This is a genomic window from Dictyobacter arantiisoli (assembly GCF_008326305.1).
GTDB lineage: Bacteria > Chloroflexota > Ktedonobacteria > Ktedonobacterales > Ktedonobacteraceae > Dictyobacter > Dictyobacter arantiisoli.
Genome location: NZ_BIXY01000015.1, coordinates 64,717 through 79,998, shown reverse-complemented (window position 1 = coordinate 79,998; position 15,282 = coordinate 64,717). Strand labels below are relative to the sequence as shown.

Sequence of the window (15,282 nt, the reverse complement as noted above, 5' to 3'; positions counted from 1 at the left end):
AGGTTAAAGATAGAAGAGGACTGAGTATGATTGATCGCGAGACGGTAAAAAACGTAGCCAAACTCGCCAGATTAGGATTGGGCGAGGATGAGGTTGAAACTTTCGGGAATCAACTCTCCGCAATTTTAGACCATATTCACATTTTGCAGGAAGCGGACGTGAGTGGCGTTTCTCCAACCGCCCATGCATCGCGCCTCACGAATATCATGCGCGCCGATGTGCCACAACCCTCGTATGCACCGGAAGTGTTGCTGGCAAATGCTCCTGATCAGGATGAGAACTGCCTGAAGGTCAATGCGGTACTGGAGGAGGCATAGGATAGCATGACTGAATTATATAAATTAAGTATTCATGAGGCTGGCGAGTTGTTGCGTCAGCGGAAGATTTCCTCGGTCGAGTTGACCCAGGTTCACCTGGAACGCATCCGCGAGGTTGAGCCAAAAGTGAAGGCCTTTACCCTGGTGACGGATGAGTTAGCTCTGCAACAGGCAAAAGAGGCTGATAAGCGTTTTGCCAGCGGTGAGAATCTCCATCCTTTGACGGGTATTCCAATCGCGATCAAAGATGTGATCTGCACGAAAGATATCACCACCACCTGCGGCTCACGCATGCTTGAGAATTTCAAACCACCCTACAATGCCACCGTGATGGAGCGCCTGAATGAGGCGGGCATCGTGATGGTGGGTAAAACAAATATGGATGAGTTCGCAATGGGCTCTTCTACGGAACATTCCGCCTTCTTCCCCACCAGGAATCCCTGGGATCTTGAGCGCATCCCTGGTGGCAGTAGTGGTGGCTCAGCGGCCGCTGTGGCAGCCGGTATGGCGATGGGCTCCTATGGTAGCGATACCGGTGGCTCGATCCGCCAGCCTGGTGCTCTGACAAATCTGGTCGGTCTCAAGCCAACCTATGGCCGTGTTTCGCGTTTTGGCCTGGTCGCTTTCGCATCTTCACTGGATCAGATTGGCCCCTTCGCCCGCAATGCACGCGACGCTGCTATCCTGCTTCAGACGATTGCGGGACAAGATCCACGTGACGGTACCAGTTCACCTACACCTACCCAGGATTATTCCGCAGCCCTTTCCGGCGACATCAAAGGCTTACGTATTGGTGTGCCAGAGGAATATTGGGTTGAGGGTACACAGCCTGGTGTGGTGAGCGCGGTGAAAGAAAGCATTGAGCGTCTACGCGAACTGGGTGCCAAGGTCAATCCCGTCTCACTCCCTCATACCAAATATGGCGTTGCAGCCTACTATATTATTGCGCCAGCAGAAGCCAGTTCTAATCTGTCTCGCTATGATGGCGTGAAATATGGCTACTCCTATCGCGATACCACCGATATGTGGGAAGCAATGGAAAAGACCCGTGAATTTGGCTTCGGTCCTGAAGTCAAACGCCGTATCATGCTGGGCACCTACGCCCTCTCCGCAGGCTACTACGATGCTTACTATAAGCGGGCAGAGAAAATACGCACCCTGATCAAACAGGATTTCGACAAGGTTTTCGCGGAATATGATGCGCTGGTCAGCCCGGCATCTCCCACCGTTGCCTTTAAACTGGGCGAGATCTCTGATCCCTATCAGATGTATTTGCAGGACGTTTTTACCATTCCAGCTAACCTGGCCGGTATTTGCGGTGTCTCGATCCCTGGCGGCTTCAGTGAAGGGCTCCCGGTTGGATTACAACTGTTGGGTAACGACTTCAAAGAAGATACTATTCTCCGCATTGCAGACGCCTTTGAGCATGTCACCGATTATCATAATCGCTGGCCCAGCCTATAAGATCCTTTTAAACGCTCCAGCACCTTCCATAAACAGCTCATACAATATTGGAAGGTATTGGAGCGCTTTTTTGAATAAAATGAATAGGTATAAAAATAGCATGAGACGTCGTATAATTGCGTTTCCGCTCATTATCGTGGCGCTCTGCCTTCTTGTTATAACTCCTGTTCTCGCTTTTACTCCGCTGGGCGGAACGATCCTTCATACAGGAAGTGTAGCGCACTCAACGCCGACAGCTATTCCCAGCACACCCCCCCCCATTCCTACACCGTTTCCCGTCCTGACCCCGATCAAAAATCCCCCACACATTGATGCTGGCGCTGTCTATCTGCTGGATGCAGATACAGATAATGTGCTGGACGAACAGAATGGCGAGAAACCAATGCTCATGGCAAGCACCACTAAAATCATGACCGCCTTGATCGCGATTCAAACAGCCAATCTCAATCGTCCGATTCCCATTCATCAGGATGCGATTGATCGCGTCATTCTCGATGATGGGAGCAGCGCAGGATTGATGGTTGGCGATGTGGTACCGCTCAAAGATCTTCTCTATGCTCTGATGCTGCCCTCAGGTAACGATGCAGCCTACGCGATTGCCGATGAACTGGGTGGGACCCGCGAAAACTTCGTCGCGCGCATGAATCTCTTTACGTATCACTTACATCTCTTTCAAACTCACTTCAACAGTCCTGATGGTCTGACAGCAAAAGAACAGACACACTATACAACCGCCCATGATCTGGCACAACTCAGCCACTACGCGTTGCAGATCCCGCTCTTTGCTCATATTGTCGAGACGCAGACATATACCGAACACATCGGGGAGAGAACCCTCATCTGGAACAATACTAATACGCTACTCAGCACCTATAAAGGAGCAACAGGCATCAAGACAGGGCATACCTTTGCCGCAGGCTATTGCCTCGTCTTTGCAGCTACGCACGCTGGTCATCACCTTATTGGGGTTATCCTCAATAGTTCGAGTAGCACACAGCGCGATGCAGACGCCGCAACTCTGCTCAACTGGGGATTTAGCTTACCATTGCTTCCACCACAACCATAAATAATAAAATGGCTGTAAATAACACAGAGGAGCATTGCCATGTGACAATGCTCCTCTGTGTTATCTCTTATCTACTGGCAGGGTATACAAACGATAGCTGCCAGCGATACCGCTTTGATTGGATTACTTTTTGCTGAAGGCTGCATCAAAGGCAACATTGGAGGGTGCAAAATCGGAGCGCCGTATAAAGGCCAGCGCATCCTGTGCTCCATATTCACGATCCATACCAGAATCTTCCCATTCAATTGAGAGTGGACCCTGATAACCAATGCGATTTAAGGTGCGAATGATCGACTCAAAATCTACATCGCCATGACCGGGAGACACAAAATCCCAACCGCGCTCTCCCTCACCAAAATTCAAATGCGACCCCAGGATACTGCGCCGACCGTCAAGATGACGCTTAGAATCCTTGATATGCACATGATAAATGCGCTCGGCAAATTCAGACAGGAAGGCAGCCGAATCCAAAAATTGGGGTACCAGATGGCTGGGATCAAAGTTGATGCCAAAACCGGGACGATTGCCAATTGCAGCCAGTGTCTTACGCGTGGTCACAAAGTCATAGGCAATCTCGGTAGGGTGAACCTCAAGGGCAAATTTCACCCCTTCTTGATCAAAGACATCAATAATTGGATTCCAGCGCTGCGCAAAGTCTGCATAACCTTGCTCAAGTACCGCGAAATCGTTGGGTGGAAAAGAATAGAGCATATGCCAGATGCTGGAGCCAGTGAAGCCAGTTACCCGCTGCACTCCAAACTTAGCCGCAGCACGCGCAATATCTTTCATGCGCTCAGCGGCCCGTTTGCGTACACCTTCAGGTTCGCCGTCTCCCCAGACCGCTTCAGGCAAAATATTCTTGTGGCGAGCATCGATAGGATCGCAGGTCGCCTGACCGATCAAGTGCGCACCAATAGCATATACTTTTAAATGATATTTATCTAAGGTGGCGCGTAAAGATTCGGCATAGCCGGGCTCGTTGAGGATACGCACTTCATCGAAGTGTTGACCCGAACTTGCCAATTCGAGTCCATCAAAGCCCCATTTACTCACTTTGGCGGCCAGATCTTCTAAAGGTAGGTCACCCCATTGTCCGGTAAAAAGCGTTACAGGTCGTGCCATTACATACCCCTTTACAAAAACTTTTACCTGAGTATACCACACAGACGCGTAGTTCTTAGCATCAGACCTGATCCACAAGGCTTTCCTTGGCTACTAGTAAGGTTGCCTCAAACATGATAAAATAATGTCACTTACAAGTATCATATATTTTGAATAGAGTATGCTGCATGCGTTACGCGATCTTTACCGATATCCACGCGAATTTAGAAGCACTTGAAGCAGTGCTGGCAAAAATCGATGAGCTATCTCAGCAAGAACCAATTGACGAAATCTGGTTCCTTGGTGATCTAGTCGGCTATGGCCCAAACCCGAATGAATGCATTGCAAAACTGCGGGAACGCACCGATGTGATCATTGCGGGCAATCATGACTGGGCCGCGGTTGGTAAACTCGATCTGGAAGATTTTAGTGAGGCTGCGCGCATCTCCGCTGAATGGACGGCAACACAACTCACTGAAGAAAACCAGGCCTTTCTTGCTAACCTACCCGAACGGATTGAGAAGGGCGAGTGCATCCTGGTCCATGGCAGTCCCCACGGTCCTCTCTGGGAGTATTTGACTTCCGAAGTGCTGGCCGAACGCAGTTTTCAATGCTTCACGAACCGCTATTGCTTTGTTGGTCACACTCATGTTCCGGTTATTTTTCAACAACCGGATACCGTTGCCAATACCCCTACACGCCCCTTAGAAGTTGAGGCCATTCTCAATGAGACTGATATAGCCACTTCACAGGATGCAGATGAGATGACGGCCAGCGCTGAAGTTGATAAACAACTGCTAACCGAGAGTCAGGACGATGAGACAACCACGACAGGTGAAATAGTTTCACTGCATAGCTCCCAATCAGAAACTCCCAACGGTGCCTTTACAGAAACAGAACAGATTCAGGATCTTGTCGCCAATGCGGCTGATGCTATTGCGGATTTGCAACATCAAATTGCGGACGACGCTCCTGAAACGCAGACCGATGCGCCAGATGAACTCAAGGACATTATCAGAGAGCAAACGGCTGGTGAAAGCGCCACGGAAGATGCCGCTGTAGCTACCCAGGATGATGAGACAAAGACAGAGATAGTGGAAGACATCACACCGGAAGAGACCATTCAAAATGCTGAAGAGCGTCTCAACCAGGAGATTGAAGAGCTACTCTCATTGCTGGGCCTTAGTCAGAGTATGATCGAAGTTACCAATGAGATGTGTATTCCACCGGAAGGACCCTGGCAAGCACCAGAGGGCTATCGTGCGATTGTTAATCCAGGTGGAGTTGGTCAACCACGCGATGGAGATCCACGCGCAGCATTTATGATCTATGATACCCAAAAAGGGTTCCATTTTTATCGCATACCCTATTCATTTGAAAAGACACAGGAAAAAATTGTCAAGGTGAAATTGCCACAATATCTGGCAACACGCCTTGCCTATGGTCGCTAATCAGGTAATCCATTGTTATGAAATTAGTTATTGGCCTGGGTAATCCAGGCACACAGTATGAGAAAACACGTCACAATGTCGGCTTTCATGTGGTAGATGCGCTTGCTTCCTCTCATGGGCTGCGCTGGGAACGGCGCGGTCGTGCAATGATTGCGAATGGCACACTGGCAAATGAAAAAGTTGTCCTGGTCAAGCCAACAACCTTTATGAACAATAGTGGTGAAGCTGTTGTTGAGCTGTTACGCTGGTTCAAAATCGAACCAGAAGATCTGATTGTCATTTATGATGATCTCGATCTCCCTATTGGACAGATACGCCTACGGGCACAAGGCAGTTCAGGTGGGCATAATGGCATCAACAGCATGATCAGCCATCTGCATACAAACCAGTTTCCACGCCTGCGCGTCGGCATCGGGCGTCCAGCTAATCAACGTATGGATACCGTCAAATATGTCCTTGGTGTGCCAACTGGAGACGAAAGTATTCAACAGGAAATTGGTGAGCAACGCGCTGCTGAGGCCATTCCACTCTACCTGGAAAAAGGCCTGGAAACGACGATGAATCTTATCAATGTGGACCCTGAAGCAAAGAAAAAGGCGGAGGAAAAACGCCGTCTGCAACAGGAACGCCGTGAACAAGAGAAACGTCGCAAGGCCGAGCAGGCTGCGCAATTACAAGAAGTTGCCGCCACTCTTGAACAACCTTCCACCCAAGAAAAGCAACACGCCTCAGACTAATGCTAGCAGGAAGATCCGCCAGGCCCGTCATCCAGGATTTCTCCAGTGCGTGCCTGGCACAATCGACTACCAACCACGATAACTCCCAGGATCTCCTGGCCTCAGAATACGCTTCTCCCCAACAAGCAACACAGACAAAGAATGAGAATAGTACAGAAGTATCTATATTATGGGTATACGATTATAATAGGTAAAAGTCAGCCATGCTTTTAAAAGCTTAGCAGATGGCATTTCATTTACGCCATCTATAAGACAAAAGAGGCATAGTATGCCATATCGTATAGACGGCAACGCGGTCAGTACGGTATGATAGCAAGAGGTATGAATTAAGGGCAATGCTTACGACACCCCCACAACTATTTCGGAAGGGGTGCTGTTCATACTGTCCGTTGCTGGAGGATGAAGTGACATTACAGGGTTTACTTACAGTATTAACACAGAGACCAGAACATCGTCGCCTACGCGAAAAACTTCAAAACAGAGAAGGGATTCCAGCGCTTACAGGTATTACAGAGGCAGCACGCCCCTATGTTGTTGCTAGCCTATCCGTTTCATTTAAACAACCAATGCTGGTTGTCGTCGGTAATGAAACCGAGGCCACACAGATGGTTGAGACAATTAAACAATTCGTCCCCAATCCAAGCGACGTCTTCTGTCTACCTGATCGCGATGCTCTCCCTTACGAACGCTTGATCGGTGATCATGAAACAACCCAGCAGCGCTTACAAGCACTCATGGCGATGGTTGAACGGGAACGAACCCCGTTAGTAGTCTGTTCAGCACGTGTCTTAACCCAGTTTGTCATTCCCCCTGAAGAATTAGCATCCGCCCTTTTCCGGCTGCAAACCGGTGAAGAGACTGATCTCAGCATGCTGATCGAACATCTCTATAACCTTGGCTATGAGCCCGTTGCAGAAGTTGAAGAGCCCGGACAATTTAGCCATCGTGGCGGTATCATAGACCTTTTTCCTCCCACCCTGCCACGGCCAGTACGTATTGAGTTCTTTGGTGATGAAATTGAATCCGTTCGCACCTTCGATCAAGAGACGCAGCGTTCATTAAATACGATAGAAAACTGCCTGATTGGTCCCGCTCGTGAAGCACTACCAGCGCGGGGACCGCTTGCAGCACAAGAGTTGGCACAATTAGAGAGCAAGCTCCTTCATAAGGATGCTGAAGAACGCTGGCATCATGATCTCGAGTTGCTCAAACAAAAGCGCTCCTTTGAGGATATCGCTTTCTATATGCCCTATCTCCATAGTCCCGCAACGGTATTGGATTATCTGCCCCGTCATGGCTTACTCATCCTCGATAATCCAGTGAGCATTCACAATCATATACTAGAACTTGATGCGCAAGCGCAAGAAATCAAAGAGGAACATGAACGCGAACGCGAAAATCCAACCCATCTGCGGGAGGCAACGCCAAGCTGGAACCAGATTGAGCCACAAATTCAGCAGCGCCGGCAACTACGCTTCGCTGATATTCTCTCTGTCGCCGAGAGCGATTTCGATGTGACTCAGCAAAACACCACCGATAATCTCATTCCTACCTGTAGTAGCGCAAACTCTTATGGAGGCCGCCTGCGCGCCTTTGTCCAGGATTGCCGCAAAGCGTTGAATAATCGCGACCGCGTGATTATTGTCACCATGCAGGCACGACGTATGGCAGAAGTCCTGAGCGATGAATCTATTCTGCAAGGAGCAACTATTGAGGTCAGTCCAGGCACCAATATCAATCAGCTTCCAGAGGCCGGAACGCTGACACTGATTCAGGGACAACTTGTGGAAGGCTGGCAATCGCGCTCGTTAGCGCTCCATGTCTATACCGATACCGAGATTTTTGGCTGGTCGAAGCGACGTAACGCACAACGGCGCAAACCAGTCACTCCAGCCTCGTTCCTGGCAGAGGTAAATCCTGGCGATTATGTTGTCCACCAGGAACATGGGATTGGGCGCTTCGAGGGCCTGGTCAAGATGAATTTGACCAACGTCGAACGCGAATATTTACTGATCCATTATGCCGGGACCGATAAACTTTATATTCCTACCGACCAACTGGACCGCATCACCCGCTATATCGGGATGGGTGATGCCGTACCAGCCCTGAGTAAACTGGGGACAACGGAATGGACACGCGCCAAATCAAAGGTCAAAGAGAACGTTCAGGAAGTCGCACAGGAGCTACTGCGTCTGTATAGCCTGCGTGAAGCTGCCGAAGGGCATCCATTTCCGCCTGATAGCGAGCAGCCATGGCTACAGGAACTTGAGGATGGCTTTCCCTATCAAGAAACACCCGATCAACAACGCGCCATTGATGAAGTGAAAGCCGATATGGAACGCCCTCGTCCTATGGATCGTCTGGTCTGCGGAGATGTTGGCTATGGGAAGACCGAGGTAGCTCTCCGGGCCGCCTTTAAATGCGTCCTGGATCAACGTCAGGTGGCCGTGCTGGTTCCAACAACCGTTCTGGCGCTACAACACTATAACAACTTCAAAGAGCGTCTCAAAGCCTATCCTGTACGTGTCGAACTCCTCAGCCGTTTCCGCTCTGATAAAGAGCAGAAACAAATCCTCGAAGAGCTCGCATTAGGAAAGGTCGATATTGTCATTGGCACTCATCGCCTGTTACAAAAAGATGTCGTCTTTTTAAATCTCGGATTACTGGTCGTCGATGAAGAACAACGCTTTGGTGTGATCCATAAAGAACGCCTCAAACAATTGCGAGCTGAGATCGATGTCCTGACGATGACAGCCACGCCGATTCCACGGACTCTGCATATGTCACTGGTCAATTTACGCGATATGAGCATTATTGAGACACCTCCTCAGGAACGCTTGCCGATTCGTACCACAATTCGCGAAACAGACGATGCATTGATACGTGAAGCTATCCTGCGTGAGATCGACCGCGGGGGACAGGTCTTCTTTGTCCATAACCGCGTACAGGGTATTCAGATATTAGCCCAAAAATTGCAGCGTCTCATACCTGAAGCGCGTATTATTGTTGGGCATGGGCAGATGAATGAAGATCAACTCGAGAAAGTGATGCTTGGCTTCTCTAATGGTGATTATGATGTACTGATCTCGACCACTATTATCGAGAATGGTCTGGATATTCCAAATGCGAATACGATTATTGTCAATAATGCAGCCTTTTTTGGCCTCTCACAACTCTACCAGTTACGTGGACGCGTTGGACGCGCCACACAGCAAGCCTATGCCTACTTCTTCTATGGGAAGAATGCCAAATTGACACCGATTCAGGAAAAACGCTTACGCGCCATCTTTGAAGCCACCGAACTGGGTGCGGGCTTCCGCATTGCCATGAAAGATCTAGAGATCCGTGGTGCTGGTAGTTTGTTAGGAGCAGAACAATCTGGCTTTATGAACTCGGTTGGCTTTGACCTCTATTGTAAATTGCTCTCCGATTCTGTACAAGAATTGCAGGGAAAGCAGGCAGAAACGAGTCTGCCCAACACATCCATTGATCTCCCAATGGATGCTTACCTGCCAGATGAATATATTGGAGATCGCACACTCAAGGTGAATTTCTATCAACGTCTTGCTAATCTCAAATCTACAGAGCAGGTCGAAGCCATGACCTCAGAACTATCGGATCGCTTTGGACCCATTCCAGAACCGGTACACAATCTACTTGAACTGGTGAGTTTAAAAGTGGAAGCTGCACAATTGGGCTATGAAGCAATCTCTGTTAAAGATACTGAACTCATACTGACAGTTAAGCGGGACGTGGTCCCCAACCGGATTATCCTCTATCGACGTTTCCGCAATGACGCCCATGTCCAACAAGGAGTAATTCGTATTCCACGCCGTTTGTTAGGTACAGCCTGGCTAAAGCAATTGAAAGAGTTACTTCCGATGATTACTACCTCAGCATCCTCTACCGCCTCATAATCCTACCTGTGAAGCAAAAGAGCAGCAAGCAAAGAGGCCACTCACCCGCGAGGGGAGGAGTGGCCTCTTTAGTCCAGAGAGCTATTGGCGGCGGGTGTGCATTAGATGGAACATTAAGGCCTGTTTATAATCCAATACACTTACCAGGCCTGTTTTGATCACTTGATTAGCGAGATTTAGTAACGTCGACACAACCTGTAAACGTGTCTCATCAAAACGTGCCTGTTCACGTAACATCTCTAACAACTGAGTAGGACTCTGACTTGTAATCTCCAGCCCGGCTGTTACCGCCTCAATACGCAACCAGATGATCAATTGATGACGCATCTGTTCAAAGATCGCAACATCATCCTCACCCACAGACATCATTTCCCGTGGACCATTCGTGATATCCGAAGTGGCAGAACTTGTCAGCGAGGCAGGCGGTACCATCGGTGGGGGCATACGTTGCGCTGAGGCAGGTGTCACAGTTGAAGTTGGGGCAGTGTCTCCTCCGAATGGAGAGCGTGATGAGCGCATGGTACCATGGTCAGTGCTGCTAGCGGATTTCGTCGGGACTGCCGTTGGTGCAGACGCCGCCATGGGCGTGTCAAGTGCAGGCGAGATAGGCGCCACAGGAACAGCCGGTGCGTCAACTAACGGTGCATTACGATTGACAGGAGCAACAGTGCGCGTATCATAGGGCTGAGCAGGCGTAGGTGGTTTCGGCGTCGTATCGACCCGTTGCGCTGTTCGCTGCACAGCTGGAGCAGCCGCAGCAGCGCTAGAGAAAGCTGCTTGTTGTACCGCTGCAGGAGTATTCGCCTGCAATGGCGCTGAAACTGGTCGTGGCCCAACCGGTGTGACTGGTTTACGAACTACAGATGGCTCAGGTTCCCCTTGATTTGGTCGCCCTGTTGCCGGGCGAGTTGCCGCAGCAGGAGCCTCACGACGTGCCATCCCAGTGGTCCCATGTATAGCTGTAGCAGCCGCAGGAGCCACCTTTGCATCCCCAAGTTTCACTTCACCCCTGAGCTCCTGTAAATGCTGTTGAAGCAACATCGTCGCTGGCGCAATCTGCTCCCAGGTAAGTTCTGCACGCTGGCTAATACTTGGAGTACTCCAGGAGACAACCGTGTGTGGACTCCCAAAGAGATGCCCATCCGCTGCTTTCTGACCGCTGAGATGATTGCGCCAGGCTTGTACCACCGAAGAAGCACAAGAATTAATTAACAGACGGATATCAGACATTCTTCGACGTCCCTGCTCACCAAAGAAATTACGATTACGTTGCACAAACTGAATAAAAAGACGCTCAATTTGATGTTGAATATCCGCTGACATCAAATCGACCCGGTTCCATGCAGTAAAATCAACAGAGCTGAGGTAAAGCCATACTTCCTGGCGCTTGTTACGGTCAACCGGACGCATTTGCAATGACTCAGTGCGATGATCAAAAAAACGTGGATAGCAGAAATTAGCGATCAGCGTCTCAGCTAATTCAGCTTTTAAGCGCGCAATTTCTGCGGGCGGGAGTTGACCTAAATAAATGCCCATCCTACATCCTCTTTCATTCTACTGCGGGCATGCCATAGAGAGATTTGGTGATGCCGCTTCTCTACACTTTAGTTGACGATAGTAATCGGCATCAACTGCAATGCATTTGTATTCTGATTGGCAATAACGGTAACCGGCGCATTCAAAACCTGCACAGGTAGCCGAGCTTGTACATCCATTATTGTACTCGATGTCTGTGCTTGTGGCAAAAGAGTAATGGACATCTGTGCTAGCCCATTTGGGATGCTACTTTTTTGAAGGTTAAATGTGCGGCTTGTCAGGCGCACCAGTGAACCCGGTTGCCACGTTTGCGCAGGACACCACGAAAGATCTGGCATGTCCGTACTGGTAAGATATTCACGCCCATCACTGCCTTTGAGTAAGATCTGTAACTGGATCGGCGTTTTTACCGAACTATCCACACGCCAATATGTCGTTAGCGTGCCATAGCCATTGGTACGACTAAACGGGCTACTTGCCCCAACCTGAAAACCTACCAGATGTAATTTCTGACCATCTGGCTGCTTAAAATCAACGTGCAAAGGATTTTGTATCTCTGACTGAGGAACATAGATATTGGAACAAAAACTGGTAGGAAGATTAAATAACAATGCATCAAGATCATGCTGCTGACCAGCACTGGTAGTCGGCGAGGATAAGATAGCTGGAGCAGCCAATCCTCGTTTCAACAACAAGTAGCCATCCTGAGCCGCCACAATCCCATATTGTCCACTTGCTAATACCTTCTTCACTTCGTGCGTATAGAGCTGTGACTCAAAGTAGGGATAAATATCCCCCGTTACATCTAGCAGTATATACTCTGCCTGCCCCTCTTTCTGACTATTTTGTCCATCTGCGTACGGGAACATATAGATGCTCTCACGATGGCTCAAGTGAGGAACAAGTTTATTTTGTGCTGATACAGATGCATCCGCTGGAATCATCGCCAGGAAGCGCTGCGCCAGGTCAGTGTGGGCAGAGGTCTGCGGCCATTGAAAGCTAATCGAGAATGGCAATTGCCCATGGAAATAGTAATCGGTGCGCAATGAACTGAAGACAACCGCAAGCGTCAAGAGCGAAATCAATACCAACGATACAACCTGCGGCCGGCGTAGCAATCCTTCTGCACTCAGCAGATGGGCAAACGGTCTATTCTGTGCTTCTCTATGCCGCGTTATTGCCGCCAGCCCTACATGAGTCAACCAGCGTACGACCACCAGAGACTCGATGGTCGCAAAAATAATCACGGGCACAATTTCAGCGTTATAGTGGAAAAGCCCACTATATTGCTGAGGATTAGTGCTGAGCAGGTTAATTAGCAGTGAAGGCGTCGCCATAACCAGGATCCATGGTGCCAGGAGCGGTAAATAGAACAGACCGCCTCCATGTGGCTTCGGAATATAGCCCGCAGGTGCCAGTATATCATGGATATACGCTCGATGACTGGCATCAAACAGATAGGTATGCAGAAAAGTCAGCGGATGAAGCGCTTGCTGTAACAAAGAGCCAGAGCCGCCTGCACCATTATAACGTGTACTGAGCAAAGCCTGACCAGTAGGACTAAAATGCGGCATAATTACTTTGGTTGTGACGACAAACCAGAGAATACTCACGACAACCACAGCCAGACCACTACGCCAACGCCGCTGAAAGACCAGCGACCAGAGACCAAAGGTCGCCACTACGATTGGAATTTCTTCTTTACACGCCATTGAGAGAAGAGCAAAGACAAAAAACCAGAGTGTCTGACGCGTGTACATAAAATATAAAGTAAACAATAAGAGAGCCGCTGTCATCGTCACGGCATGAAATTCATCCGTTGACGCCTGCAACTGAGCAGGATAGATAAGATAAATCAGTGCGAACACCCCGGCTAACCATTCATTGCGCAGCCGCAACCGCGCCAGCCAGAAGGCAGGAAAGGCTCCCAGAGCAACGACGACGGTTTGCAACACGAGTAAAACACGTGGATCAGACCAGATAAAGTATAATAAAGAGATAGGAAATAGGATCGGTTCAAAATGGATAGCAAAGCGTACAAAGCCAGCAGGCCCAACACAATTTGTATCCCCTAATGAGGTACAGATCGTTTGGTGCAACATATGTCCATGGATCGTATTCCAGATCGCTTGATCCATAATACCAAAGTCTTCGGCATTCGTTTGAAACGCCGTCTGCTGAGTTGTCAGATAAGAAATATAAAACACACAGAAGACAAGCACAGCAAGTGCGATTAATCCCATTACCAGCCAGAATTTGCGTGTACGCGGCAGCGGTTCAGGTGCAGGATACAAACACAAATGGTCTCGGGCATAAATAAAACGCTTATGCCAGATTTCTTTACTCACGCACTACACCTCTTTTTCAATCCCTGCAAATCACATCCATACAACAGAGGGGCAACCATCTCATTCATCCATAGCATAAGTTTAGAGAACGCTGCATACTGGCTGATCCAATCACCACGCAGAACACGGAAGCAATCAAGGAGCACATCCATGTTTCGCTTTACGCACGCAAGAGGATCAGCCAATATCACACCACCTCTGCTGCTCGCCCATATCCGCCAAGGCATGCATTGACCGAGCAATATCATCTAGAGCAATTCCTGCTTAATATTAGCTTCTTCGCCGCGTTGGAAGGCATAGTGACGTATCATCTCACTCTGTAGACCAGCCAGGAAGAATTGTACACCAAAGATCATGAGCAGGATACCCACAAACAACATCGGTTGGTTATGAATCGGTTCATGAATCCACAGGTAACTGCGCAAGACAGTAAACAGATCAAGGAGCACACCCAGCACAAAAGACCAGAAGCCAAGGGTAGCAAACAGGCGTAAGGGACGGCGCAGATAGGTTGTTAAGAAAACAATATTCATCAAATCGATGAAACCCTGCGCGAAACGTTTTGTACCAAACTTCGATACACCAAATTTCCGAGGATGGTGAGTAACTTTAATCTCAGCAATTTTAAAGCCACGCGCCTGCGCAATCACCGGAACAAAACGATGGAAATCGCCATAGAGCTTTAAATGTGGATCTTCAATCACATCACGGCGATACGCTTTAAATCCACAGTTGATATCATGTAGATTCACGCCAGTCAGCTTATTCACCATACCATTAAAGATAAGAGATGGAAAAGTCTTATCAAGGGGATCTAAACGTGGGAACTTCCAACCCGTCACCAGATCATAACCCTCATCTATTTTCTCTAGATAGCGGGGAATTTCCTGTGGATCATCCTGCAAATCACCATCCATGGTAAAGATAACATCACCCTTAGAGCGCTCAAAACCGGCTACCAGCGCTGGTGTCTTACCAAAATTGCGACGGAAACGGATCACGCGCACAATATCAGGGTATGCTTGATATAAATCGGATAGAACAGTAAAGGTTTTATCGGTACTACCATCATCTACAAAAATAACTTCAAAGGATTTACCGAGTTGCTCGAGTTGTTCTTTGATTTTCTCAAAGAGAATAGACACGCTCTCCTGCTCATTCATCAAGGGAACCACGATCGTAACATCAATATGCTTCGATAATACTTCAGGAGTTGTCAACTCAGATGCATGTTCTTTTAATGCAATTTCAGATTGTTGCATAGCCTCAGATTCTCCGCTCACAACCAGTATTCAACCCGCCACATGGCTGGTGTTCGGGGGTCATTATAGCATACCCTCGAGTA

Annotated in this window: 10 protein-coding genes; 6 read left to right on the top strand and 4 right to left on the bottom strand. The window is 48.8% G+C overall.

Annotated elements, in window-relative coordinates:
• The first annotated feature begins 26 nt into the window (after positions 1-26).
• The 3 genes from gatC (at position 27) to F1593_RS07190 (ending at position 2,847) form a co-directional block, all read left to right on the top strand.
• Positions 27-317, top strand: a complete 291-nt coding sequence (gene gatC, locus F1593_RS07200; protein ID WP_149400883.1) for an Asp-tRNA(Asn)/Glu-tRNA(Gln) amidotransferase subunit GatC — start codon at positions 27-29, stop codon at positions 315-317.
• A 6-nt stretch (positions 318-323) separates the two neighbouring features.
• Positions 324-1,781, top strand: a complete 1,458-nt coding sequence (gatA, locus tag F1593_RS07195; protein WP_149400882.1) for an Asp-tRNA(Asn)/Glu-tRNA(Gln) amidotransferase subunit GatA — start codon at positions 324-326, stop codon at positions 1,779-1,781.
• Between the two features lie 100 nt (positions 1,782-1,881).
• Positions 1,882-2,847, top strand: a complete 966-nt coding sequence (locus F1593_RS07190) for a D-alanyl-D-alanine carboxypeptidase family protein (RefSeq protein WP_172631932.1) — start codon at positions 1,882-1,884, stop codon at positions 2,845-2,847.
• A gap of 123 nt (positions 2,848-2,970) precedes the next feature.
• Here the strand turns inward: F1593_RS07190 and F1593_RS07185 are convergent, their stop codons facing one another.
• Positions 2,971-3,969: a sugar phosphate isomerase/epimerase family protein gene (locus F1593_RS07185; RefSeq protein ID WP_149400880.1), complete on the bottom strand. Its 999-nt coding sequence runs from the start codon at positions 3,967-3,969 to the stop codon at positions 2,971-2,973.
• A 167-nt stretch (positions 3,970-4,136) separates the two neighbouring features.
• Between F1593_RS07185 and F1593_RS07180 the strand changes: the two genes are divergently transcribed.
• From F1593_RS07180 to mfd, 3 genes are all read left to right on the top strand, one after another.
• Entirely contained in the window at positions 4,137-5,399 is a 1,263-nt protein-coding gene (locus F1593_RS07180) for a metallophosphoesterase family protein (RefSeq protein WP_149400879.1), read from the top strand.
• Positions 5,400-5,416: 17 nt separating this feature from the next.
• Positions 5,417-6,136 (top strand): aminoacyl-tRNA hydrolase, encoded by a 720-nt coding sequence (gene pth, locus F1593_RS07175; RefSeq protein ID WP_149400878.1) that lies wholly within the window; start codon positions 5,417-5,419, stop codon positions 6,134-6,136.
• A 404-nt stretch (positions 6,137-6,540) separates the two neighbouring features.
• On the top strand, positions 6,541-10,053 hold the full coding sequence (gene mfd, locus F1593_RS07170) for a transcription-repair coupling factor (RefSeq protein ID WP_172631931.1): 3,513 nt from the start codon (positions 6,541-6,543) through the stop codon (positions 10,051-10,053).
• An 81-nt stretch (positions 10,054-10,134) separates the two neighbouring features.
• On the opposite strand, the gene F1593_RS07165 is transcribed toward mfd, so the two are convergent.
• From F1593_RS07165 to F1593_RS07155, 3 genes are all read right to left on the bottom strand, one after another.
• Positions 10,135-11,589, bottom strand: a complete 1,455-nt coding sequence (locus tag F1593_RS07165; protein ID WP_149400876.1) for a hypothetical protein — start codon at positions 11,587-11,589, stop codon at positions 10,135-10,137.
• Between the two features lie 68 nt (positions 11,590-11,657).
• Positions 11,658-13,937 (bottom strand): DUF2079 domain-containing protein, encoded by a 2,280-nt coding sequence (locus tag F1593_RS07160; RefSeq protein ID WP_149400875.1) that lies wholly within the window; start codon positions 13,935-13,937, stop codon positions 11,658-11,660.
• 248 nt (positions 13,938-14,185) lie between these two features.
• On the bottom strand, positions 14,186-15,199 hold the full coding sequence (locus F1593_RS07155) for a glycosyltransferase family 2 protein (RefSeq protein ID WP_149400874.1): 1,014 nt from the start codon (positions 15,197-15,199) through the stop codon (positions 14,186-14,188).
• Between the last annotated feature and the right edge of the window lie 83 nt (positions 15,200-15,282).